Annotated in this window: 20 protein-coding genes; 12 read left to right on the top strand and 8 right to left on the bottom strand. The window is 65.7% G+C overall.

Going from position 1 to position 23741, the window contains the following annotated elements; genetic code table 11:
• On the top strand, positions 1 to 335 hold a 335-nt coding region (locus OX89_RS19130), incomplete at its 5' end, for a hypothetical protein (protein WP_234305560.1).
• The gene (locus tag OX89_RS12425; RefSeq protein ID WP_052952268.1) at positions 332 to 1717 is read left to right on the top strand and encodes an AAA family ATPase; all 1386 of its coding nucleotides are present in this window, start codon (positions 332 to 334) and stop codon (positions 1715 to 1717) included. The genes OX89_RS19130 and OX89_RS12425, both read left to right, overlap by 4 nt.
• 9 nt (positions 1718 to 1726) lie before the next feature.
• Here the strand turns inward: OX89_RS12425 and OX89_RS17820 are convergent, their stop codons facing one another.
• Both OX89_RS17820 and OX89_RS12415 read right to left on the bottom strand, forming a co-directional pair.
• Positions 1727 to 2308, bottom strand: a complete 582-nt coding sequence (locus OX89_RS17820; RefSeq protein ID WP_052952267.1) for a helix-turn-helix domain-containing protein — start codon at positions 2306 to 2308, stop codon at positions 1727 to 1729.
• Positions 2309 to 2440: 132 nt separating this feature from the next.
• A complete protein-coding gene (locus OX89_RS12415; RefSeq protein ID WP_047350827.1) occupies positions 2441 to 4093 on the bottom strand; it encodes a tyrosine-type recombinase/integrase in 1653 nt (550 codons plus the stop codon).
• A gap of 306 nt (positions 4094 to 4399) precedes the next feature.
• Between OX89_RS12415 and mutS the strand changes: the two genes are divergently transcribed.
• From mutS to OX89_RS12395, 4 genes are all read left to right on the top strand, one after another.
• On the top strand, positions 4400 to 6991 hold the full coding sequence (gene mutS / locus OX89_RS12410; protein ID WP_234305559.1) for a DNA mismatch repair protein MutS: 2592 nt from the start codon (positions 4400 to 4402) through the stop codon (positions 6989 to 6991).
• 166 nt (positions 6992 to 7157) lie between these two features.
• Positions 7158 to 7985, top strand: coding sequence for a proteasome-type protease (locus OX89_RS12405; RefSeq protein WP_047350825.1), 828 nt, complete (start codon positions 7158 to 7160; stop codon positions 7983 to 7985).
• A gap of 8 nt (positions 7986 to 7993) precedes the next feature.
• On the top strand, positions 7994 to 8809 hold the full coding sequence (locus OX89_RS12400) for an alpha/beta fold hydrolase (RefSeq protein WP_047350837.1): 816 nt from the start codon (positions 7994 to 7996) through the stop codon (positions 8807 to 8809).
• Positions 8810 to 8917: 108 nt separating this feature from the next.
• Complete coding sequence (locus OX89_RS12395) at positions 8918 to 10708, top strand: diguanylate cyclase (protein ID WP_047350824.1); 1791 nt, start codon at positions 8918 to 8920, stop codon at positions 10706 to 10708.
• Between the two features lie 5 nt (positions 10709 to 10713).
• Here the strand turns inward: OX89_RS12395 and OX89_RS12390 are convergent, their stop codons facing one another.
• On the bottom strand, positions 10714 to 11538 hold the full coding sequence (locus tag OX89_RS12390) for an undecaprenyl-diphosphate phosphatase (protein ID WP_047350823.1): 825 nt from the start codon (positions 11536 to 11538) through the stop codon (positions 10714 to 10716).
• 231 nt (positions 11539 to 11769) lie between these two features.
• Here OX89_RS12390 and OX89_RS12385 point away from each other — a divergent pair, with 231 nt between their 5' ends.
• The 4 genes from OX89_RS12385 to OX89_RS12370 are packed head-to-tail and all read left to right on the top strand — an operon-like array spanning position 11770 to position 15257.
• Positions 11770 to 12090, top strand: coding sequence for a 2TM domain-containing protein (locus tag OX89_RS12385; protein WP_047350836.1), 321 nt, complete (start codon positions 11770 to 11772; stop codon positions 12088 to 12090).
• Between the two features lie 43 nt (positions 12091 to 12133).
• Positions 12134 to 13240 (top strand): sensor histidine kinase, encoded by a 1107-nt coding sequence (locus OX89_RS12380; protein ID WP_047350822.1) that lies wholly within the window; start codon positions 12134 to 12136, stop codon positions 13238 to 13240.
• Positions 13237 to 13935 carry a LytTR family DNA-binding domain-containing protein gene (locus OX89_RS12375; RefSeq protein WP_199856241.1) on the top strand — a complete coding sequence of 233 codons (699 nt, stop codon included), beginning with the start codon at positions 13237 to 13239 and terminating at the stop codon, positions 13933 to 13935. Before OX89_RS12380 ends, OX89_RS12375 begins: the two co-directional genes overlap by 4 nt.
• Before the next feature lie 59 nt (positions 13936 to 13994).
• Positions 13995 to 15257, top strand: a complete 1263-nt coding sequence (locus OX89_RS12370; RefSeq protein ID WP_047350821.1) for an MFS transporter — start codon at positions 13995 to 13997, stop codon at positions 15255 to 15257.
• Between the two features lie 87 nt (positions 15258 to 15344).
• On the opposite strand, the gene OX89_RS12365 is transcribed toward OX89_RS12370, so the two are convergent.
• The 3 genes from OX89_RS12365 to OX89_RS12355 all read right to left on the bottom strand — a co-directional run bounded on the left by OX89_RS12365 (position 15345) and on the right by OX89_RS12355 (position 20320).
• On the bottom strand, positions 15345 to 16589 hold the full coding sequence (locus OX89_RS12365) for an FAD-dependent monooxygenase (protein WP_047350820.1): 1245 nt from the start codon (positions 16587 to 16589) through the stop codon (positions 15345 to 15347).
• Between the two features lie 126 nt (positions 16590 to 16715).
• A complete protein-coding gene (locus tag OX89_RS12360) occupies positions 16716 to 19634 on the bottom strand; it encodes an aconitate hydratase (protein WP_047350819.1) in 2919 nt (972 codons plus the stop codon).
• Positions 19635 to 20023: 389 nt separating this feature from the next.
• Positions 20024 to 20320, bottom strand: coding sequence for an H-NS histone family protein (locus OX89_RS12355; protein WP_011804577.1), 297 nt, complete (start codon positions 20318 to 20320; stop codon positions 20024 to 20026).
• Positions 20321 to 20658: 338 nt separating this feature from the next.
• Between OX89_RS12355 and OX89_RS12350 the strand changes: the two genes are divergently transcribed.
• On the top strand, positions 20659 to 21504 hold the full coding sequence (locus tag OX89_RS12350; RefSeq protein WP_047350818.1) for a symmetrical bis(5'-nucleosyl)-tetraphosphatase: 846 nt from the start codon (positions 20659 to 20661) through the stop codon (positions 21502 to 21504).
• Between the two features lie 106 nt (positions 21505 to 21610).
• Here OX89_RS12350 and OX89_RS12345 read toward each other — a convergent pair whose 3' ends face one another.
• Positions 21611 to 22699: an FAD:protein FMN transferase gene (locus OX89_RS12345; RefSeq protein ID WP_047350817.1), complete on the bottom strand. Its 1089-nt coding sequence runs from the start codon at positions 22697 to 22699 to the stop codon at positions 21611 to 21613.
• A gap of 18 nt (positions 22700 to 22717) precedes the next feature.
• Positions 22718 to 23158: a cytochrome c5 family protein gene (locus OX89_RS12340; protein ID WP_172206568.1), complete on the bottom strand. Its 441-nt coding sequence runs from the start codon at positions 23156 to 23158 to the stop codon at positions 22718 to 22720.
• Between the two features lie 320 nt (positions 23159 to 23478).
• On the opposite strand from OX89_RS12340, the gene OX89_RS12335 reads away from it, so the two are divergent.
• Positions 23479 to 23739 carry a hypothetical protein gene (locus OX89_RS12335; protein ID WP_234305558.1) on the top strand — a complete coding sequence of 87 codons (261 nt, stop codon included), beginning with the start codon at positions 23479 to 23481 and terminating at the stop codon, positions 23737 to 23739.
• Positions 23740 to 23741 lie beyond the last annotated feature (2 nt).

The raw sequence follows: 23741 nt of genomic DNA, 5'->3' as shown, positions 1-23741 counted from the left end.
GAGTGACGGATTCAACAGCCTCACACACAGAAATCCTGACACTCCCAGTTTTTGTGTCCCCGATCCTTGATTCTTTGGCGGTATGCCTTGGCGCCGTCAGTGCACTGCGCGCGGCTCTCTGCGTTGAAGAGGGGCTTCGCTACCCCACCTTCACCGCCCTGCTGCGGCATTTGCCTTGGCAGTCGCACGCCCTCAACGTGATCGCCTGCCTGGGCACCGTGATCTACGCCCTGGCTGGCGGATCGCGGGAGGTTCTGGTGGCGAGCGTTTTGATTCTGTGCGCCGGCGCTTGCGTTCCCTTGGTCGTTGGACCACTGCAAGGAGCGCAACGATGAAGCTGCCAATCCCTCGGTTTCCGGAGCTGTCGGTGGTCGTCCCGGATGGGGATGATGCTTTGGCGCTCGAGGCCTATCAAGTGCTGGCCGTCAGTCTGGCCATTCACCTCAGCGGTCGCCGAGCCTTGTTCGCCCTTGAGCTGCATAAGGGTCCGTTCTGGCTTGGAGTCAAAGTGCACACGACCCCGGCACTGTCCCGGCGCGAAAGGCAGTCTCTGCTGCTTTTGGTTCGGAGCATGGGGTTCATGTTTCCTTGGATCCCCAAGTCCGCTCAGCCAGAGGCTCATCGCCAAGCCGAGACGTTGAAGCCAAGTACCGAAGCAGGAACGGGCATGGGAACGGATACGGAGGGGGAGGCATCCATGGAAGCGTTCGTGCGATCGCTGATCGAAGACGGAGTGGATCGCAGCACGGTGCAAGTGTTTGATCCGGGGCTGGCCGATACGGCAGCGCTGATTCAGCAACTACCGATCGATGGTGAATCCCGCCAGAAGATGCAGATGGCACTGAAGAAGCTCCTGGCCTACGGCACCAAGCGCCCGAGGAGTCAACCGGACCATTCATGGCTCCGGGATCTGGGAACACTGCGGGGTGAGTTTCCGGCATTTGCCACGGTGGTGGATCAGGTGGTGCAGCCGCATCTGAGCTTGATCGCCGCCGGCGCCCGGCGCGTCCGCATGCCTCCGATCTTGCTGGTCGGGCCACCAGGGGTGGGCAAGACCGCGTTCGCGCGCCGCTTGGCGGTGTTGCTAGGTACGGGATGCCTGAGCATTGACATGGCCAGCGCAACCAACGGGGCCTCCTTGGCAGGCAGCAGCACCTTTTGGTCCAACTCTCAACCAGGCCAATTGTTCACTGCGATCGCCTTCGGCATTCAGGGCAACCCACCATGTGCAGACCCCGTGGTTGTGTTGGACGAGATCGACAAAGTCTCCTCCGATCGGTATGACCCAATGGGTCCGCTTTACACCCTGCTTGAGGAGGAAACCGCGCGTGTATTTGAGGACCAGGCGCTGCCAGGCATCGTCTTCGATGCTTCTCTGGTGCGATGGATCATTACCGCGAACGACATCCGCCGTATCCCGGATCCCATCCTCAGCAGGGTTCTGGTTTACGAGATTGAGCCACCCAGTGGGAATGCGATGTTCGGCATTGCCCAACAGATGTTGGAGTCGACCGTTCGGGAGTTAGGAATTCACTTCCTGACACGCCTACCTCGGGAGTTGGCGCCGCTGATCGGAGATCAGACGCCAAGGACGTTGAAGGTCCGGCTTGAGTTGGCGGTCGGAGCGGCCATGTCAGCGGGGCGGAACCACCTCGTGCTGGACGACCTGACCACGCTGTTTCGCACGCAAACGAAACTGTCGATGGGGTTCGTCTGAGGACAAAAGTCACATTGACTTCAAGATTTTCATGGTCTGCTCAAGAGCACCCTGGATCTCTTCAACGTAAATCGCCTTTGAACCCGAATCCGCCCAACTCAACATCGCAGCATGAACCGGGTTTAACCAAGCAATCCTGAATTCACCCAAATTTTTGATGAACTCAGACATTGGCACATCGAGTACGCATCGGAATATCTCCAACTCGGCACTCATCATGTAGAAGGGACGCTTTGTGACGAGATCGAAATCCGACCTCTTCGGTATAGGTTTAGCGTACGGAAGCAGGAACGCCTGCCCTTTTCGGACGGCGGCGGACATGCTGCTTTGGACTTTCAGGCTGTGCTGATAGGAAAGAAGATCTGCCTTGAGGTAGGTGATCTTCTGATTTGTGCCTTTCGCTCCTTTCGTGCCGCCCTGTATATATGGAGGCCCCGAGCCCCCCTTCCGCAGGCGCTCCAGCGTCGTTGGGGATACACGCAGCAAAACAGCTGCCTCCTCCGTTGTCAGAGCAGCAAGATCCGGTAAAAGATGAAGAGCCCGGAGTACCTCCAGATCTCGAATCAGCGTTTCCTTGTCATTTCGAGCCATCGATCAAATTCCCCAAAACTCTCCGGCAGTGAAGCGTGGTCTTAATCGCCTGCTTACACCTGCACACGTCACCTGAGCTTTTCACGATCTGAATGATAAATTCGCAGCCAAACTTTGGTCCTGAACGATCAATTAATCAGCATCGTTCGTCACCGCTCCACCATTGAGATTGACGGCTTTACGCGGTCGTCCCGATCGGGGTTTCGGTGGACGGCAGACATGCGGTGCAGGCGCAGGAAGTGGCGGCCAATCCGCTGGCTTAAGGGCGTTGTACACGTTCGGGGCTTTGGAGAGGATCGCTTGCTCGATCTTCACCATCGATTCCCGCAGCAACTGCCACTCTGCCTGCGTGTAGGTATCCGTCACGTTTGCGCGAGCATGATTGAGGAACCGACTCTTGATTACCTCGTCGATGCCCAGCGAAGTCATCACCGCACCAAACGAGCGGCGCAGGTCGTGCCGGTTGAGCTTTTCCAAGCCAATCTCTTCACGCAGGTCGTCGAGCAGGTCGGTCGCGTCCATGTAATGCCCTGTCTTTGAAAACCTGCTGCGCGCGGGAAATACGAATGGTCGGGACTTTGCATGGAAGCCACGGCGGATGGCCTCATCAGCAGCGCACCGCTGGCGCTGCCTTAACAACTCCAAGACCATCGGCGTGATCGGCAAGCGATGCGAGCGACCGTTCTTTGTCTTGTAGAAAAAGACGTATGGCCCCCAATCCGGATGATCTTTGAGCCAGACATGGCTGGTTGAGCGCCGCCCTTTACCAGTCTCGCCAAGCTCATCCAGCAACTCACCCCACACAAGGCCCGCATGTTCGCTCTTGCGGCACCCCCAGAGCAACATAAGCATTAGGTAGTGAATGCCGGTCATGTTGTCGTTAATGAGGCGCTTAGACCAGCATGCTTCGAGAAATGGCCCCAGGTCCGCAGAGGGCCGCAGGGGATTACGCTTGCCTTTCTCGTGCCGCTCCTGCTCGATTTGCTCTTTGGAGCGGTAGTAGCCGTTGAGGGCCAGCGTCTTGAAAGGGTTGCCCTTGAGCGCGGGCTCGCGGTCCTGCGCATCGGCTCTGATTTTCTCGTTCTCAATGAACCAGTCGATCGCCCGGGTGGGCCAACGGAACGCCTGCTCTGTCGCGGTCGGGGTCGCTTTGTGAGTCTCTAAGAACTTCTTGATGATCTCGTTGTCGTCGATTTCTCGCACCTTGCGATCCGCCCAGCCCCAAGCATCGTGCTGGCGCGCCACCCGGTCGAATACCTTCAAGGACTCACGTGCGGCCGGCTTTTGTGTCCGTGTCGTCCAGTGCTCACGATAAGCGGCCATCACCTGGCGCAGTGTTACCTCAGCAGCATTGACCTGCCGAGCCAAGGTGTTGGGGTTCTGGCCCGTCTCGATCATCGTGCGGGCCAGCTCCGCCGCTTTTGCTCGGGCGTCTTGGATGCGATTGAAGTCAGCGAAATTGCCAACGGTGGCGAGCATCGATCTACCCATGACCTTGCGACGCAGGATGTATACCTTCTTCCTGCCCACCTTCAGGCCAAAACCGGGCGGAGCGTCTCGGGAGACGTCCCATAAGATGTAGGGTTGCGAAGATGCGACAGGCTTTGCCGCGAAGACCAATTTGCCCTTTTCGTCGTAACCGGTGGGGGGCAGCTCCAGCCGCCTCAGCTTGCAGTAGTTGTCGTTCAACTCTGCCCGCCAAGATGGGCTGCGATCCTTGTCCTTGTGCTGGCGGGATGGGACGACCGAGGGTTCGGACACGAAGGCTTCTTGGTCTTTCTGCATGGCCTATGAAACTCAGAACGACTGCGGGCTGGATTGGGGACTGATTTTTGCAGCCAAGTCTTTGATTTTATTGAATTTATTATTCAAATGGGGACTAAAATCTATCACAGCTGGCAGTCAGAGACAATCATCCCCATCTGGTCCCCGTCGCTGCTGCTGACAGATGAGGGCAATTGACGGTAAGTGAAGGTGAGCGACGACGGCAGAGTCTCGATAAGTATTTGAATGACAAAGAAAAAAGATGATCATGGCGGTGTAAGCAAGCTTCCATCTGAAGGGATGAAGGAGCTGGAAAGTCACACCCCCATGATGCAGCAGTACCTGGCCCTGAAGGCCCAGCACCCCGACACGCTGCTGCTGTACCGCATGGGCGACTTCTACGAGCTTTTCTACGCCGATGCCGAGAAGGCCGCGCGCCTGCTGGACATCACCCTCACCCAACGCGGCCAGTCGGCCGGCCAGCCGGTGACCATGGCGGGCGTGCCCTTTCATGCGCTGGAGAACTACCTGGGCCGCCTCATCAAGATGGGCGAGTCGGTCGCCATTGCCGAGCAGGTGGGCGAAGTGGGCGCCGCCAAGGGCCCCGTGGAGCGCAAGGTGGTGCGCGTGGTCACCCCCGGCACGCTCACCGATAGCGAACTGTTGTCCGACAAGAGCGAGTCCATGCTGCTGGCCGTGCACCAGGGCGCGCGTGCGCGCTGCGGCCTGGCGTGGCTCTCCGTCACCCAGGGTGTGGTGCAGCTGGCCGAATGTGCACAGGCCGACGTGGGCACCTGGCTCGCACGCATTGCCCCCAGCGAGGTGATCTACAGCGCGGGCATCACCCAGCGCTTTGAAGAACAACTGACCCAGTTGCGCCAGGGCGGCGTGTTCACCTGCCCCATGAGCCTGCGGCCCGACTGGCAGTTCGATGGTGCCCTGGGCGAGCGCAAGCTGCTGGAACACCTCGGCGCGGCCAGCCTGCAGGCCTGGAATGCCGAGGGCCTGCCCCACGCCCACGCCGCCGCCGCCGCGCTGCTGCAGTACGCCGAGCACACGCAAGGCCGCGCACTCACCCATGTGCACGGCGTGCGCGTACAGCAAAGCGACGAACTGATCCACCTGCCCCTGGCCACGCGGCGCAACCTGGAGCTGGTGAAGACCCTGCGCGGCGAGGACGCGCCCACGCTGTTCTCGCTGCTGGACACCTGCATGACCGGCATGGGCAGCCGCCTGCTCAAGACCTGGCTGCTGGAGCCGCGCCGCGACCGCAGCGACGCGCGCCAGCGCCTGGCGGCCACGGCCGCGCTGCGCGGCGCCGGCAGCGGCCAGGGCCCGTGGCAGCTCCTGCGCAGCGAACTGCGCGGCGTGAGCGACGTGGAGCGCATCACCGCGCGCATCGCGCTGCGCCAGGTGCGCCCGCGCGAGCTGGTGGCGCTGTGCAGCACACTACAGAAATCAGAGCTGCTGGCGCAGTCCAGTCAAGCGCCAGAGGCCTTTTTGGCTGAAATATTCAACGACCTGCAGCCCCCGGCGGAATGCACGGCGCTGCTGCGCGCCGCCATCCTGGAGGAGCCCGCCGCCCTGGTGCGCGACGGCGGCGTGATCGCCCCGGGCTTCGACGCCGAGCTCGACGAGCTGCGCGCCATACAGAACAACTGCGACGACTTCCTGCTCGACCTGGAGACGCGCGAGAAGGCGCGCACCGGCATCCCGAACCTGCGCGTGCAGTTCAACAAGGTGCACGGCTTCTACATCGAGGTCACCAGCAGCCACGTGGACAAGGTGCCGGGCGACTACCGCCGCCGCCAGACGCTCAAGAACGCCGAGCGCTTCATCACGCCCGAGCTGAAGAGCTTCGAGGACAAGGCCCTGTCGGCGCAGGAGCGCGGCCTGGCGCGCGAGAAGTGGCTCTACGAGCAGGTGCTCGACCAGCTCCAGCCCCACGTGCCGCGGCTCACGCGGCTGGCACAGGCGCTCGCCACGCTGGACGTGCTGTGCACGCTGGCCGAGCGCTCGCTCACGCTCAACTGGTGCGCACCGCAATTCGTCAACGAGCCCTGCATCGACATCGAGGCGGGCCGCCACCCCGTGGTGGAGGCCCGGCTGGCCGAAACGTCCAGCGGCGCCTTCATCCCCAACCACACGCGCCTGCACGCCAACGCGCGCATGCAGATCATCACCGGCCCCAACATGGGCGGTAAGTCCACCTACATGCGGCAGGTCGCCCTGATCGTGCTGCTGGCGAGCATGGGCAGCCACGTGCCGGCCGCGGCCTGCCGGCTGGGCCCCATCGACGCGATCCACACCCGCATCGGCGCGGCCGACGATCTGGCCAATGCCCAGTCCACCTTCATGCTGGAGATGACCGAGGCGGCGCAGATCCTGCACGCCGCCACGCCGCACAGCCTGGTGCTGATGGACGAGATCGGCCGCGGCACCAGCACCTTCGACGGGTTGGCGCTGGCCAGCGGCATCGCCACCCATCTGCATGACAAGACCCGCGCGTTCACGCTGTTCGCCACGCATTACTTCGAGCTGACCGAACTGGCGGCGCGCCACCCGCACGCGGTGAACGTGCACGTGGGCGCCACCGAGTCCGGCCACGACATCGTCTTCCTGCACGAGATCCAGCCCGGCCCCGCCAGCCGCAGCTACGGCATCCAGGCGGCGAAGCTGGCGGGGGTGCCCGCCGCCGTGCTGCACCACGCGCGCCACACGCTCGCCGCGCTGGAAGAACGCGCGGGCGAGGATGAGCTGCAGGTGGACCTGTTCGCTCCGCCGCCCGCGCCCGAGGTGGCAACCGTGAGCCCCGTGGAATCCGCCCTGGCGCAGATCCACCCGGACCAGCTGTCGCCCCGCGAGGCGCTGGACGCGCTCTACCAGCTCAAGCGGCTGAGCACGCCCGGTTTTGAATAAAATAAGGCTCTAGCGCTTACCAGTAAAGCGCTAGCTGCTATGTTTATGGTAGCAAATACAACCTCATGAGCATGCCCGCCCTGCGCCCGCCGCAGCGCCGCAGCCGCGACACGGCCGCCCGGCAAAGCGCCCTACACTCGCCCTCTTCGCCTTCACAGCCCATCCCATGACGTACTGCGTCGCCATCAAGCTCAACGCCGGCCTGGTGTTCCTGTCCGACTCGCGCACCAACGCCGGGCTGGACCAGATCAGTTCCTTTCGCAAGATGATGGTTTACGAGCAGGCCGGCGACCGCTTCATGGTGCTGCTGTCGGCCGGCAACCTGAGCATCTCGCAGTCGGTGCGCGAAATCCTGCAGGTCGAGCAGATCCAGGAGCCCGGCGACAGCACGCCCATCACGCTGTGGAACGCCACCAGCATGTTCGACGTGGCGCGCGTGCTGGGCTCGGCGGTGCGCCGCGTGTACGAGCGCGACGGCGCCGCACTGCAGCGCGCGGGGGTGGACTTCAACGTCTCGCTGCTGCTGGGCGGCCAAATCAAGGGCGAGGGCATGCGCCTGTTCCAGGTGTATTCGGCAGGCAACTTCATCGAGGCCACGGCCGAGACGCCGTACTTCCAGGTGGGCGAGTCCAAGTACGGCAAGCCCGTGCTGGACCGCGTGATCACGCCCCACACGCCGCTGAGCGAGGCGGCCAAGTGCGCGCTGGTGTCCATGGACAGCACGCTCAAGTCCAACCTCTCGGTCGGCCTGCCGCTGGACCTCGTGGTGTACGAGGAGGGGCGCCTCGCCACCGACAAGATCGTGTGCATCGACGAGCACAACCCCTACTTCCGCATGCTGCACGACAGCTGGGGCGAGAAGCTGCGCCAGGTGTTCGACAGCATCGAGGACCCGGCCTGGAACGGCGGCGTGACCGAAGTGCCCATCCGCGTGGAGCCCCTGCGCAGCCGGCCCATCAAGAAGATCACCACACCGCGCGACAAGCTCGTGTGAACCGTTCCATGGCCTGCATCGTTTTCTCCCACGCCAACAGTTTCCCCGCCGGCACCTACCGCGTGCTGTTCGATGACCTGCGCGAGCGCGGCTTTCGCGTCAGCGCCATCGAACGCTATGGCCATGACGAGAAATACCCCGTCAGCAACAACTGGCCCCACCTGGTGCAGCACCTGGCGGATTTTGCCGCCGAGCAGCAGCAGCGCAGCGGCGAACAGGCCTTCCTGGTGGGCCATTCGCTCGGGGGCTTCCTGAGCGTGATGGCCGCAGCGCGCCACCCCGAGCTGGCACGGGGCGTGGTGCTGATCGACTCGCCCCTCATCGGCGGCTGGCGCGCCAGTGCCCTGGGGGTCGCCAAGCAGACGCAGGTGGTGGGCGCCGTCTCGCCCGGACGCGTGAGCCGCGCGCGGCGCAACAGCTGGTCCAGCAACGAGGAGGCGCTGGAGCACTTTCGCCGCAAGAAGGCCTTCGCCCACTGGGACCCGCGCGTGCTGCGGGACTACGTGTCACACGGCCTGCAGGACCAGGACGGCAAGCGCGTGCTGGCCTTTGACCGCGCGGTGGAAACCCAGATCTACAACACCCTGCCCCACAACCTGGCCCGGCTGCTGCACGCGCATCCGCTGCGCTGCCCGGCCGCCTTCATCGGCGGGCGCGATTCCGCCGAGATGCGCCAGGTGGGCATGGCGATGACCCAGCGCATCACCCAGGGCCGCGTGACGATGCTGGACGGCAGTCACCTCTTTCCCATGGAGCAGCCCCGCGCCACGGCCGCGGCGATCGAAGCCGCGCTGCTGAACCTGGCCCACATCGCGGATTCCTGACACGCGCAGCCCGCGGCAGCCCGCGGCAGCCCGCGGCGACTTGCCCTCTATCCGCTCACACCGCAGTCGTTACGCGGTGATACATTTGAACCTCCTGCGGAGGGTGCGATGCGGCTCTTGCTGTTGCTCTGGTGCGGAATTTCGCCTGGCGGCGCGCGGCTGCGCGCGGTGCTGGGCGGAATGCTGTGCCTGCTCGGCGCACTGCACCCCGGCCCGGCGCAGGCCTGCAGAGCCACGGTGCTGGAGCCGGGCAGGGGCCCCGTGGATCTGTGGGCCCACCTGTGCATGCGCTCCGACCCCACGCTGGCACGCACGGTGCAGGAGATACTGGCCACGCCCACGGCGTTCGTGGCACCTGTGACGCGCGGCGGTTCACTGGGCGTGCGCCCGGATGCCGTGTGGCTGAAGGCGACACTGGTCCCCCAGGCGCGCGCAGGGCCCTGGGTCATCAATGTGGACTTCCCGCTGCTGAACGAACTCGACGTCTATCTGGTGGCGGACGGCGAGGTGCTGCAGCATCACGCCCTGGGCAACCTGCAGCAGCCCAGCCCCCACGCGCTGGATTGGCGCACCCCCGCGGTGGTTCTGGCGCTGGAGCACGAACGCACTTACGAGCTGCTGGTGCGCGTGCGCACAATGGGCGGAATGATTGTCCCGCTGCGCATCGGCACCTGGCGAGACATGGCTGCGCCCATGCTGCGCGAGCAGATGCTGCAGGGCCTGTTCGTGGGCCTGGCGCTGTGCCTGTTCATCTACGGTCTGCTGCAGGCCGTTGCGCTACGGGAAAAGGTGTTCGCCTACTACGCGCTGCTGGTGCTGGGCAGCGCGGGGTTTTCCATCCACTTCTTTGGCATCGGCACCCTGTTCATCTGGGGGCACCACCCCTGGATGCAGCAGCACGCCGGCCCGCTGTTCGTCTGCATCGCGGTGATCGGCGCCTTCTTGTTCATGGGGCACTCGCTGGCGCGCGACAACCGGCCCGGTCGATTTCTGCGCACCATGCAGGGAGGAGCCGCGCTGTCCGTCCTGCTCTGCGCCGCGTTCCTGTCAAACGTTTTGAACACGCCCGCGACCCTCGCCACGCTGGCACTTCTGGGGCCGCTGCCGGCGTTGGTCAGCCTGCCCGTGGCCGCGCGGCGCATGCACGAGAACGACCCCGTGGGGCACACACTGCTGCTCGCATGGCTGGTCTATATCGGCACCGCCGTCGCGCTCGCTCTGCTGGTGCATGGGGAGCTCCCCGCCCGATTCTGGCCCATGCACCTCTTCCAGATTGCAGCCGTGGTCAACATGCTGCTGTTCATGCGCATGCTGGGCCTGCGCCACGCACGCCTGCGTGACGCAGTGCAGGACGCCAGCCGGGAGCGCGACGCGCTCATGTCGCTGGCCCGCACCGACCCCCTCACCGGCCTGCCCAACCGGCGCGGCCTGGACGCAGCCCTGGGCGCCGCGCTGCCCCACGCGCAAGCCGACCGGCTGCTGGCCGTGTTTATGCTGGACCTGGACGGCTTCAAACCCGTCAACGATCAGCATGGGCACGCCGTGGGCGACCGGCTGCTGGTGGCCGTGGCGCAGCGGCTGCGCGCCCATTTGCGCCACGCCGACCTGATCGCACGGCTGGGCGGGGACGAATTCGTCGTCATGGCACAGCAGCTGCCCAGCGTGATGCAGGCGCACGATCTCGGGATCGCACTGCTGGAATCCTTCCTGACGCCGTTTTACGTGCAGGGCGTCGAGATCCGCGTGGGGTTGACGATCGGCTACGCACTCGCGCCCGACGACGCCTGCGACGCCGGCACCCTCATCCGCCTGGCGGATGCCGCCATGTACAGCGGCAAGCAGCGGGGCAAGTTCTGCGTGCGCCGCAACAAGGGGGACCTGGCGCTGGCGTCGTCCTGACGCGGTTATTCGGCCCAGGTCACCAGGCCGCTCCATGCCGTGGCCAGCACCACCAGGCCAAACGCGATGCGATACCAGGCGAACGGCACGAAGCTGTGCAAGCTGATGTAGCGCAGCAGCCAGCGCACGCACAGCCAGGCGCTGATGAACGAAAACACCAGTCCTACGGCAAACAGCGGAATGTCGGCCGCCGACAGCAGCGCGCGCTCCTTGTAGAGGCTGTAGACGCCTGCGCCGATCAGCGTGGGGATGGCGAGAAAGAACGAATAGTCGGTGGCCGCCTTGCGCGACAGCCCCAGCAGCATGCCGCCGATGATGGTGGCACCGCTGCGGCTGGTGCCGGGCACCATGGCCAGGCACTGCACCAGGCCAACCTTCAGCGCGTCCAGCGGCGTCATGTCGTCCACGGAATGGATGCGCACGGCGGCCTGCTGGCGCCGCTCGGCCCAGAGGATGACGAAGCCGCCCAGGATGAAGGTGCTAGCCACCACCACCGGCGTGAACAGATGCGCCTTGATGGCCTTGCCCAGCAACAGGCCCAGCAGCACGGCCGGGAGAAAGCCGATCAGCACGTTCAAGGCGAAACGACGCGCCTGCCGCTCGGTGGGCAGCGCCACCAGCGTCGCGCGGATGCGCTGCCAATAGACCAGAATGACCGCGAAAATGGCGCCGGTCTGGATGGCGATGTCGAAGACCTTGGCCTTGGCATCGTCAAACCCGAGCAGCGACCCGGCCAGGATCAGGTGGCCGGTGGAAGAGATGGGGAGGAATTCGGTCAGCCCTTCGACCACGCCCATGATGGCGGCCTTGAGCAGCAAGAGAGTGTCCACGCAAGCGTCCTGACAGCGGAAAAGCAAAGCGCGGATTATCAGCCCCGTGCGGCGTGACACGGGTGTCACGCCCTGTGTCCTGCCGGGCCATACGCCAGAACGGCTCCGCTCGCGCCCGCCAGGCAACCGCCCGCGCCACGCGGCTGCCGTTCGTCGCAATGCACTGTTTGGTGGGCCCCTCTCCTTGCACAGTACGGCAACGGGGTGCAGTACCCCGTCTGGAGACGCGCCATGCATCACTCTCTTCATTCCCCGAACCGCCCGGATACCCTCGACCGCCTGGCCCGGCGGCGCGCGGGTGCCAAGCTGGGCTGGCTGTTGCACGCGTGCGTCTACCTCACCGTCCAGCTGGCGCTGGCGGGCCTGGCGCTGATGCAGGGGCGGACTTGGACACCCTACCCCGCTCTCGGTTGGGGCCTGGGCCTGCTGCTGCATGGGGCGGTCGTGTGGCTGGCCCTGCCCGGAGCCCACTGGCGCGAAGCGCTTGTCGCACGCGAGCGGGCGGCGCTGGCACGCGAGCGCAGCGGCCACAACGACTCGGCACCGCAATGACGGGCCGGCCCTGCAGCACAATGGCTCGCACCCCGCCTGTTCCATGAGCGTCAACCACCCCATCGCCTTCCTCTGCCGGCTGCTGACCACGGCGGCGTTCTGCTGCCTGGTGGCGCTGGGCGTCACACTGGCGAGATCCACGCCCTGGGATGCGAACCTGGTGTATTCGCTCACCATCGGCCTGGTGAGCTGGTTCACGGTGGACCTGGGGCGCATGGCGCTCACACGCCACAGCGCCATTCCGTGGCCGCGGCGGCCATGGGGAGCGGTACTCATCTTTGCGGGCACGGCCATGGGCTTTGTCTCCGGCTCGGTGGTGGGACACCTGTACAACGGCGGCGCACTGGGCGACCTGGCCTGGCTGCGCGGGCACGAGGCCGTGTCCACCCTGGTCGTCACCATCGCGGCCAGCGCATCCATCTCGTTTTTCTTCCACAGCCGGGGCAAGGCGCGCTTTCTGCAGGCGCGCGTGGCCCAGGTACAGCGTGACGCGGCCGAGGCACGCCTGAAGCTGCTGGAAACGCAGCTGGAGCCGCACATGATGTTCAACACCCTGGCCAACCTGCGCGTGCTGGTGGCCACGGATCCGCCGCGCGCCCAGGAGATGCTGGACCACTTCATCGCCTACCTGCGCGCCACCCTGGGCGCATCGCGCGCCGCGCTGCACCCATTGGCCGACGAGTTCGCGCGGCTGCAGGACTACCTGGCCCTCATGGCCGTGCGCATGGGCCCGCGCCTGGACTACACCCTGGAACTGCCCGAGGCTTTGCGCAACGTGCCCGTCCCGCCCCTGCTGCTGCAGCCGCTGGTGGAGAACGCCATCCGCCACGGTCTGGAGCCACAGGTGCAGGGTGGCCACATCCACGTACAGGCCGCGCTGCTGCAGGGCGGCACCCCGGCGGCGCGCGTGCAGCTGGCCGTGCGTGACACGGGCGCGGGCCTGCGCTACACACCACCCACGGGCACCGCGGGCACGACCACTGCGCGCTTTGGCCTGCAGCAGGTGCGCGAGCGCCTCGCCACCCTGTACGGCGACGCTGGCACTCTCGAATTGATAGCTGCTAGCGCCCAGGGCACGGCCTGCATCATCACTTTTCCCTTGAAGCACCATGCACTCGACGTTCCCCCGAGCCCTGATTGCCGAGGATGAGCCGCTGCTGGCCGCTGCGCCCCGACGTGCTGCTGCTGGACATCCGCATGCCCGGCCAGAGCGGCCTGGAGGCGGCGGCAGAGCTGGCCGATGCCTGGCCCGATACCGCAGCCTTTCCCGCGCTGGTCTTCGTCACCGCCTACGACCAATACGCCGTACAGGCCTTTGAAGCCCAGGCGGTGGACTACCTGCTCAAGCCGGTCCAGCCCGCGCGGCTGCGCCAGACGGTGCAGCGGCTGCAGCAACTGCTGGCACAGCGCGCCGCCCCTGGCGCGCTGCCGGCGCTGGAGCAAGCGCTGACCCAGTTGCGCGCTTTGGCGCAGGCCCCAGGGCTGGGCGGATCGACGCAGGCTCCAGCGGGCGGCGGCGCGTCGCTGCGCATGATCCAGGCCAGCAGCGGCACGCAGATCCACCTCGTGCCTGTGCAGGAGGTCGTGTACTTTGAGGCGGCCGACAAGTACGTGCGTGTGCTCACCGCCGAGCGTGAATACCTGATCCGCACGCCACTCAAGGAACTGGCCGGGCAGCTCGATCCGGCCGACTTCTGGCAGGTGCACCGGGGCACGCTGGTACGTGCCGCCGCCATCGCCAGCGCCATACGCGACGAAGCGGGCCGGATGCATCTGCAGCTGCGGGGCCGGCCTGAGCGGCTGGCGGTGAGCCGACTGTATGCGCCGCTGTTCAAGGCCATGTAAGCGCGGGCCGGTGCGCACGCGCCTGCACGCGCGCCGCGTCCGGTGTAGCCTCGGGCCCCATGCCCAACGCCCCCTCCGCCGCGCCGCTTCCACCCGCCCCCATCGCCATGGCGCCGCGCGCCGCCCTGCTGATGCTGGTGGCGCTGACCTCGGGCTTCGCATTGAGCTCGGCCTTTCGCACCGTGGCCGCCATCATGGCCGCGCCGCTGCAGGCGGACTTCGGGCTGTCGCCGCAAGCGCTGGGGGTGTTCGCGGGCACCTTCCATTTCGCCTTTGGCGCCATGCAGCTCTTCATGGGCATCGGCATCGACCTGTATGGCGTGCGCCGCACGATCCTGGCGGCGTTTCCGCTGTGTATCGCGGGGGCGCTGCTGTCGGCGCTGGCGCCCGGTTACGGCGCGCTGCTGGTGGGCCAGGCGCTGATCGGCGTGGGCTGCGCGCCGGCCTTCCTGGTGTGCACGGTGTTCATTGCACGGCATTTCGCGCCGCAGCGCTTCGCGGCGATGTCGGGCATGGCGATGGCGCTGGGTACGCTGGGCATGCTGTTCACCGGCACGCCGCTGGCCTGGCTGGTGCAGCAGTGGTCCTGGCGCGCGGGCTTCGTGGTGCTGGCGGCGCTGGCGCTGGCGGCTTGGCTGTGGATCTGGCGCAGCGTGCATGAGCCCGTCGCCGCGCCGGCGCAGCAGGAGGCCCCGCGCGAGTCCGTGCGCGAGGCGGTGCTGCGCTTCGCCGCGCTGTTCGCCGTGCCGCACACCTGGGGCATCGTGGTGCTGGGCGCGGTGACCTATGCGGCGCTCATCTCCCTGCGCGGCCTGTGGCTGGGGCCCATGCTGATCGAGCGCCACGGTTTCTCTCTGGTGCAAAGCGGCAACGTGGCGTTGGCCCTGTCGGTGGTGGCGCTGTGCGGGCCGATGCTGTTCGGCCGCATCGACCCCGGCCCCGCCCGGCGCCGCCGCTGGATCGTGACCTGCACCCTGGCCATGGCGGTCCTGTTCGCGGCCATGGTGCTGCCGCACTCCGCCCCGCTGGACGTGGCCTGCATGCTGGCCGTGGGGCTGCTGTCGGGCTTCATCGTGCTGCAGTACGCGGACGTGCGCGCGGCCTACCCGGCGGCGCTCACAGGGCGGGCCATGGCGGTGTTCACCATGGCCATGTTCCTGGGTGTGGCGGCCATGCAGTGGCTCACGGGGCTGGTGGCGTCCCTTGCCAAGCGCGGGGGGGCCGATCCCTACGTGGCGGTGATGGCCTGCATCGCCGGGCTGCTCGCGTTGGCGGCGCTGGCGTTTCGGCTGCTGCCGCATCCGCCGCAGGGTGAAAGATAGCAGTCAAATCTGCCGTTATCGCTTACGGTATAAGCGCAAACAGCTATCAATTAAATAGCATCAGGTGCAAACTGCTCCAGCGCACGTTCACAGCGAGCTGGCGCTGGAGCCGTCGCCCCGGTAGAGCCAGGGCACGTCCAGCAGCCGCTCTCCCAGCAGCCGCAACGCCGTGTCGCGCCCCCAGCGCACGAGGCCCGTGGCATGGAAGATGCGCCCGTTGCGCCGCGAGCGCTCCTGCACGCGCGCGTTGCGCTGCCAGCGGTTGAGCGCGTAACGGCGCAGGCGCAGCGGCACTTCCAGGTCGTGCATGGCCAGGGCGCGCTGCAGCTCGGCCGCGTCCTCGATGGCCATGCCGGCGCCTTGCGCCAGGTAGGGCCGCATGGGGTGTGCCGCGTCGCCCAGCAACGCCACCACCCCCTGCACCATCTCTTGCGGGCCGGCGACGGGCGGGCGGTCCAGCAGCGGCCACAGGCGCCAGCCACTGCCCGCCTGGGGCACGGCGCGAATCAAGTCCTGCAGCGGCGTGCAGGTGCGGGCCAGCGCGGCCTCCAGATCGGCCGCGTTGGCGCCATGGTCCCAGGAATCGAGGTCGGCCGGCGGCTGCCCGTGGCGGATGGCCACCACGTTCAGCAATTCGCCACGGCGCAGCGGGTACTGCACCACGTGCAGGCGCGGCCCCAGCCAGGCGGTCACCTGCTGGCTGCGCAGCGCCTGGGGCAGCGCGTCCTGGCGCACCACGGCGCGGTAGGCCAGGTGGCCGGAGACTCGCGTGGGCGTCTCACCCAGCAAACGCATGCGCGTGCCGCTGCGCAGGCCGTCGGCGCCGATGAGCGCATCGCCTTCGATCAGCAGATCTTGCGCACCGCCCTCGCTGGCGCTTGCCGGGCGGTGGCGCGTTACGCGCACGGTGACCACGCCACCGTCTTGCGCATGGTGCACGATGGAATGGCCCAGGTTCAGGTGCACACCAGTGCGCTCGCGCAATGCATCGAGCAGCAGGCCGTGCAGGTCCGCACGGTGGATGGTGGCGTAGGCGGCGCCGTAGCGCTCGATGGCGGTGTTGCCCAGGCGCAGCGCCGCCAACTCAGCGCCGGTGAGCGCACTGCGCACCTGCAGACGCTCGGGGAAGGCGGCCACGGCCTGCAGCGCGCCCTGCAGGCCCCATGCCTGCAGTCGGCGCACCACGTTCGGGCCGATCTGCACGCCGGCGCCCACCTCGGTGAACTCCGCGGCACGCTCGAAGAGGCGCACTTCCCACCCGGCACGCGAGCTACCCAGGGCGGCAGCCAATCCTCCAATGCCACCGCCTGCGATCAAGACTTGTTTCTGCATGGACCGATTGTCCGCCCACCGGCAGCCACCCTGCTATCAGCGGTGCACCAGGCATGGCGCAATCCCACGGCGCGCAGACCAGATCGCACCGCCTGGGGCCGCAGCATCGCGTCCTAAGAGATGGAATCACGCACTCAGCAACTGCCGCAGTACATACGGCAGGATGCCGCCCGCACGGTAATAGTCCACCTCGATGGGTGTATCGATGCGCAGGGTGACGGCCACTTCCTGGCAGGAACCATCCGCACGGCGGATGACCAAGCGCGCCTCGCTTTGCGGTGTGAGCGCGGGGTCTGGAATCACGTCGATCACCTCGTCGCCTTGCAGGCCCAGGCTCTGCCACGAGTCGTTGTCGCGCAGCTGCAGCGGCAGCACCCCCATGCCCACGAGGTTGGAACGGTGGATGCGCTCGAAGCTGCGCGCCACCACCGCCTTGATGCCCAGCAACTGGGTGCCCTTGGCCGCCCAGTCCCGGCTGGAGCCGGTGCCGTATTCCTCCCCCGCGAAGATCACCGTGGGCGTCTTGTTGGCGATGTAGTGCATCGCGGCGTCGAAGATGAACATCTTCTGGCCCTGCATCGGTCCCTCGCCCTGAAAGATGGTGACGCCCCCCTCCTCGCGCGAGCCGTCGGCCAGCGGCGGGAGCATGAGGTTCTTGATGCGCACGTTGGCAAAGGTGCCACGCATCATCACTTCGTGGTTGCCGCGGCGCGCGCCGTAGCTGTTGAAGTCGGGCTTGGCCACCCCGTGCTGCAGCAGCCACTGGCCGGCGGGAGAGGTTTCCGGGATGGAGCCTGCGGGAGAGATGTGGTCCGTGGTGATGGAGTCACCGAACAGCGCCATGATGCGGGCACCCATCACGGATTCCGAGGTTTTTTGGCCTGCAGCGCCCTGTTTACCATCGCTGGCAGCTACTGAATCGAGAGCAAAATCCGCAAAGAATGGCGGCTCCGCGATGTAGGTGCTGCCGGGCCACACATAGACGTCTCCGTCCACCCCGCGGATCTTGTTCCACAGGGCTCCGGGGTCGGTCTTGACCTTGGCGTAGTTCTCCTTGAAGGCCTTGCCGTTCATGGCGTACTTCATGAGCGCATGGATCTCGTCGCTGCTGGGCCAGATGTCGCCCAAGTACACGTCGCGCCCGCCCTTGCCCTTGCCGACCGGTTCGGTCATGAGGTCCTTGAGCACCGTGCCCGCGATCGCATAGGCCACCACCAGCGGCGGGCTGGCCAGGAAGTTGGCTTTGAGGTTGGGGTGGATGCGCGCCTCGAAATTGCGGTTGCCCGACAACACCGCGGCACACACCAGGTCATTGCTGGTGATGACCTCATTGAGCTCGGGCGCCAAATCGCCCGCATTGCCGATGCAGGTCGTGCAGCCATATCCCACCAGGGCAAAGCCCAGCTTTTCCAGATAGGGCAGCAGCCCGGTCTGCGTGAGGTATTCGGTCACGATGCGCGAGCCCGGCGCCAGCGAGGTCTTGATGTGCGGCGCGACCCGCAACCCTGCCTCCACCGCTTTCTTGGCCAGCAGGCCCGCAGCCAGCAGTACGCTGGGGTTGGAGGTGTTGGTACAGCTGGTGATCGCCGCGATCAGCACATCGCCGTTGCCGATGGTCGGGTCCGCCCCCTTGGCGGGCAAATGGATCGCCGCGTCTTCGTGCTGCACCTCCAGGCGCGGCTTGTTCTGCTCCATCTCGACCAGGAAACGCGGCGCCCCTTCGGGTACGGGTTTTTCGCTGGGGGCCCCCTCGGTCACGGGCGCCATGCGCCGGTGGATATGGTGGCGCGTGTGCAGCAGCTCAGCGGGCTGGTTGAAACCCGACTCGGCCACCGGTTTGCTAAACAGCTCGGCAAACTGGCGGCACACGTTGCCCAGTTCGATGCGGTCCTGCGGGCGCTTGGGGCCGGCCAGGCTGGGGGTGACATCCCCCAGATCCAGGCGCACCACCTGCGAGTAGTCGATCTCCCCCGCGCGCGGCACACCGAACAGGCCTTGTGCGCGAAAGTACGCTTCAAACGCATCGATCTCCGCCTTGGTGCGCCCCGTGCCGCGGAAGTAGTCGATGGTCTTCTCGTCCACCGGGAAGAAACCCATGGTGGCCCCATATTCCGGTGCCATGTTGCCGATGGTGGCGCGGTCGGGCAGCGCCAGGGTCCGCGTGCCTTCTCCAAAGAACTCCACGAACTTGCCCACCACCTTCTCGCGGCGCAGGATCTCGGTCACGGTGAGCACGAGGTCGGTGGCGGTGACACCCTCGCGCAGTTGGCCCGAGAGTTCGAAGCCCACCACGTCGGGTGTGAGGAAGTACACCGGCTGGCCCAGCATGGCGGCCTCGGCCTCGATGCCGCCCACGCCCCAGCCCACGACGCCAATGCCGTTGATCATGGTGGTGTGGCTGTCGGTGCCCACCAGCGTGTCGGGGTAGTACACGCCGTCGTTGCCCTTGTGCACGCCGCGTGCGAGGTATTCCAGGTTCACCTGGTGCACGATGCCAAAGCCCGGAGGCACCACCCCAAAAGTGCTGAAGGCCTGCATGCCCCACTTCATGAACTCATAGCGCTCGCGGTTGCGCTGGAATTCCAGCTTCATGTTCAGGTCGAGGGCCTTCTTCGTGCCGTAGTAGTCCACCATGATGGAGTGGTCCACTACCAGGTCCACAGGCACCAGCGGTTCGATCTTGCGGGGGTTGTGGCCCAGGCGCTGGGCCACGCTGCGCATCGCGGCCAAATCGGCCAGCAGCGGCACGCCCGTGAAATCCTGCAGCACGACGCGCGACACCACGAACGGAATCTCGTCCTTGCGCGGCGCATTGGGCGCCCAGCGAGCCAACTGCTCCACATGCTCTGCAGTGATGCGGCGGCCATCGCAATTGCGCAGTACGGATTCCAGCACGATGCGCAGGGACACGGGCAGCCGGTTCACCCCCGGAAACTGGCGCGCCAACGCAGGCAGCGAATAGAACTTGCCGCTCTTCCCCGCTGCCGTGGCAAACGTAGCGAGCGTGGAAGCAAAAGCGTGACCGGGGTTGCGGGAGGCTGCCATACAAAAACTCCTGTGGGTAACGACAGAGCCCATTTTGGCAGCGCCGCACTGCAGAGCCAACGCATCGCGAAATACCTTTACCCCACGCTGGGGGCAATCGGATTTAAATGAATACGCGTTCTGCGGTCGCCGCGCGGCCAGAAAGCACCGTTCCACCGCTCCTGCACCGTATCCGTTAATCGGTGCGTGGGCCACTTTGCCGAGTGTCTGACATCAGCAGGGGCCTTTGACGCGCAACCATATTGCCGCGCACCGCGCCACGAATACTGCACCCCTCATAAGCGACAAAACCCGCCAAGGCCACGCCCCAGCGGGTTCTTCAAATCACACGCAAAACAGCGGTTAGGTCGGCCCGGAGAATTGCGCCGAGCCGCGCCGCCACGTGGTGTTCAAATAGCGAACTTCTCGCGGTCTTCGTTTTGAATCCATTTCGGCGCCTTGCCGCGGCCCGTCCAGGTCTGGCCCGTGGCGGGGTCGCGGTATTTGGGCGCGACCTTGGTTCCACTGGTTGCAGAAACGCGGCCCGTGCGGCCTGCAGGGAACACGTCCTGCTGCGTCAGGCCATATTCCGCCACCAGTTCGCGCACCTGCGAGATAGCAGCCGTCAATTCACGGCGTCGCGCCTCGGTGATTTGCTGCTCAAGGGCTTCACGCTGTTTCAACAGTTCTTTGTAGCTGACGGTCATGGAGGTATGGAGCGTTAAGGATTAATGGGCACGCGGATTATAAAGTCCTAAACCCAATCCCGTTACAAGTTCATGGCAATTGGCCGCATAAAAAAGCAACGAACAACCCCAGCCCAGATCACTACCTCTCATGGACACCCTCAAGGAACCTTTTCTCGCGCAGGTACACCAATGCACCCGCATCATTGCTTGCACCAAAATGGTGATTTGATTCAACTAGAACTAACGTTTCTGGTTTGCGCAGCACTTTGCCAGCGTCGCATAGCCCTTCAAATAACCACCGATTCCACCCAGTTGGCGCGCACAATCGCCGCTGCTCCTGACTCTGTTCTAAGAATATGGCTCTATATTGTGTGGGCGACATCCAGGGTTGCGACAACGCCTTTGAACGCCTGCTCGCCACCATTGGTTTTTCTCCCAGCCGGGACACGTTGTACGTGCTGGGTGACCTGGTGAACCGCGGCCCGGACTCCGCCGCGGTGCTGCGCCGATGCATCACCCTCGGGGACAGCGTGCGGCCTTTACTGGGCAACCATGATTTGCACCTGCTCGCTGCAGCCTACGGCACGCGCCGACCGTCGCGGCGCGACACGCTGCAGGGCATCCTGTTGGCGCCGGATCGGGACAAGATGCTCGAATGGCTGAGGCACCAGCCGCTGGCGCGGCGGGTGCACCATGGCGGCGGCGACCTGCTGATGGTGCATGCCGGCGTGTTGCCACAATGGACGGCAGAGGAGACGTTGGCATATGCCGGCGAAGTCGAAGCCGTCCTGCAAAGCCAGGAGTTCGCCGGTTTTCTGCAGCAGATGTACGGGAATTCTCCCGACCTGTGGAGCCCGGAACTTCAGGGAACGGACCGCCTGCGCGTGATCGTGAATGCGCTCACGCGCATGCGCTTTTGCTCACCCGAGGGCCGTATGGATTTCGAGAGCACCGAAAGCGCCTCCGAGGCGCCTCCAGGGCTGGTGCCGTGGTTTGACGCACCCGGGCGTCGCACGCTGAACACATTGATCGCCTTTGGCCACTGGTCCACGTTGGGCTGGCTGGATCGGGCGGACGTCCTCGGGCTGGACACCGGTTGCGTGTGGGGCGGCTGTCTGAGCGCGGTGCGTTTCGGCACGACACTGGCCGACCGCGAGCGCTGCCACGTGGAATGCCCGCAGGCGCAAATGCCCGGCGCCTAGGCATGCTATCAACAATATAGCTTGGAGCGCTTGCTGTTCCGTCAGTTGAGCCGCAAATCGCCAAAAGCTTTCTTCGTGGCGCCGCTGACCCGCGAAGAAAGCGTTTTCATCCTGCGCGCGCCGGCACTGGCCGCAGCGCGGCGAGCATTCCAGGGGAGCTCCAGCGCGTGCCATCAGCGCTCGCCACGAGGGCTTCGACATGTGCGTGGTCCGCATGCCATGCAGGTGCGGCCGCAGCCCCTTGCACCATCAGCGCCGTGCCCCAGCCGTTGACCTCTTCAACACGCTCGGCCAGGAGCGCCACGCCAGGCACACCTTCCGTGGGCCAACCCGTGCGGGGGTTGAGCACATGGTGCAGGCGGCGTCCTGCACGCAGGAAGCCCCGCTCGTAGTCGCCGGACGATGCCACCACGCCGCGCCCTTGCAGCTCCAGTACGCCCAGCAGCTGCGCCGGAGCGGAGGGATTGCGCACGCCCACACGCCAGGGACGGTCGTGCTGCCGGCCCATGACCAGGACATCGCCACCGCCGTTGACCAGCGCATCCGTGACGCCAGCGCGCTCCAGCACTTGCAAGCCCGCCTGCAAAATAGGTAGCTTCGCCACGCCGCCCAGATCCAACCCCATGCCCGGCCGCGCAAGGTAGGCCGTTCCTGCGCGCTCGTCCAGCACGAGGTGGCGCGCGTTCACCAAACGCAGCGCCTGAGCGATCTCCTCAGGTGCCGGCGCGGCTTCGTGGCCGGGCTCAAAATGCCAGCCCCGCAGTGCACCGACGGTGGGATCGAAGGCGCCAGCACTTTCTTGGTGCAGGCGACGCGCCGTGCGCAGCACCTGCATCACTTCCGGGGCCACGTGCACGGCATGCCGGCCGGCGGCCGCGCCGAGCCGCGCCACGTCGCTGCCCTCCCGGTAACGGCTCATGAGCGCCTCCAGGCGCTCCATTTCCGCGAATGCGTGCAGCATCGCCTGCTGCACAGCGCCGGCATCGCGGCCATTGCCAACGGCAGCCGCGATGTCCACGCGTGTGCCCATGAGGGTACGGCTCGCGCGCACCAGGGGCTGCGCGCCCTCCACCATGCCAGCCAAAGCCTGGCGCGGTTCGAGGTACGCCAGCGCGCCCAGCAGCGGCAGCGCGAGGGCGAAGCGCCGCCGCGTCCACCGGTTGCCTACCGCCGGCATGCACCGATCTGAGTTCATCGCGAGCCCCTCCGGTCCTTACATCGACTGGTCAGCCATGAAATCCACGGCGGCCTTTACTTCGTCATCGCTCAGCGAAGCCGCGCCGCCGCGCGCGGGCATCATGCCCTTGCTGCCGGTGAAGCCTTCGATGGCGTGCTTGTAGAGCGTGTCCTTGCCCTGGGCAATACGCGGCGCCCAATCGGCCTTATCGCCAGGCTTGGGAGCCCCTGCAACGCCGGCCGCATGGCACATCGCGCAGGTTTTGCCGAACACGCTCTTACCGACGGTGTTCTCAGCCGTTGCGGGGGCGGCGGCAGGTGCTTGAGCGGCTGGCTCGGGAGCGGGGGTAGGCGCGGGAGCCGGTGCTTGCGCAGCGGGTGCAGGAGCAGGTGCGGGCGCCGGAGCTTCGTTTTTGCCACAGGCGGCGAGCAGCAGGGTTGCGGCGGCCAGTGCCATCGTGAGAGATGTTTTTTTCATGAAAGCCTTTCTTGTTGACGTCCAAAACCAAAAGGGCATCTTAGCCAGCGCCCCATGCAACGAGCCTGCCCTTCAATGGGTCGTCAGTTTGGTAGTTTCCAGAATCATTCATTTGATGTAAATCAACATCGAAAGAAACATTCGAAGTGAACATTTAGCCACTACCACCGCAGAGGTGGCTTCCACCACGCGCCGTTAGAGCCCATACTCCCGCCATGGATAAACTCCGCTCCCTGAACCTCCTACGCTGGTGGGCAGTGGCGTGGTTCGTCCTTGGTTTTGGGGCGGCACTGGCCTCCCCCCTCATTCAGCCGCGCACCATGGAACTGGTCTGTTCCAGTGCCAGCGGCGCCACCTTGGTGGTTCACCATGCCGGTAGCAATGCCGTGCTCGACACCCTGGGCATGGACTGCTCGCTGTGCCTGCCCAGCATGGAACCGCCGCAGCCCGCCGTACTGACCGTGCCGGGCTGGCCCATCACCCATTCCGTACCCCTGCCACCGCCTCGTGTGGTGGCCGTTGCCCCCACGGCCGCGCCACCACCTGCGCGCGCGCCCCCATTTTCCGCTTGCACTACCTGAAA

The organism is Diaphorobacter sp. J5-51, from assembly GCF_001023515.1.
GTDB lineage: Bacteria > Pseudomonadota > Gammaproteobacteria > Burkholderiales > Burkholderiaceae_C > Diaphorobacter > Diaphorobacter nitroreducens.
This window is presented reverse-complemented; position numbering and strand designations above follow the sequence as displayed.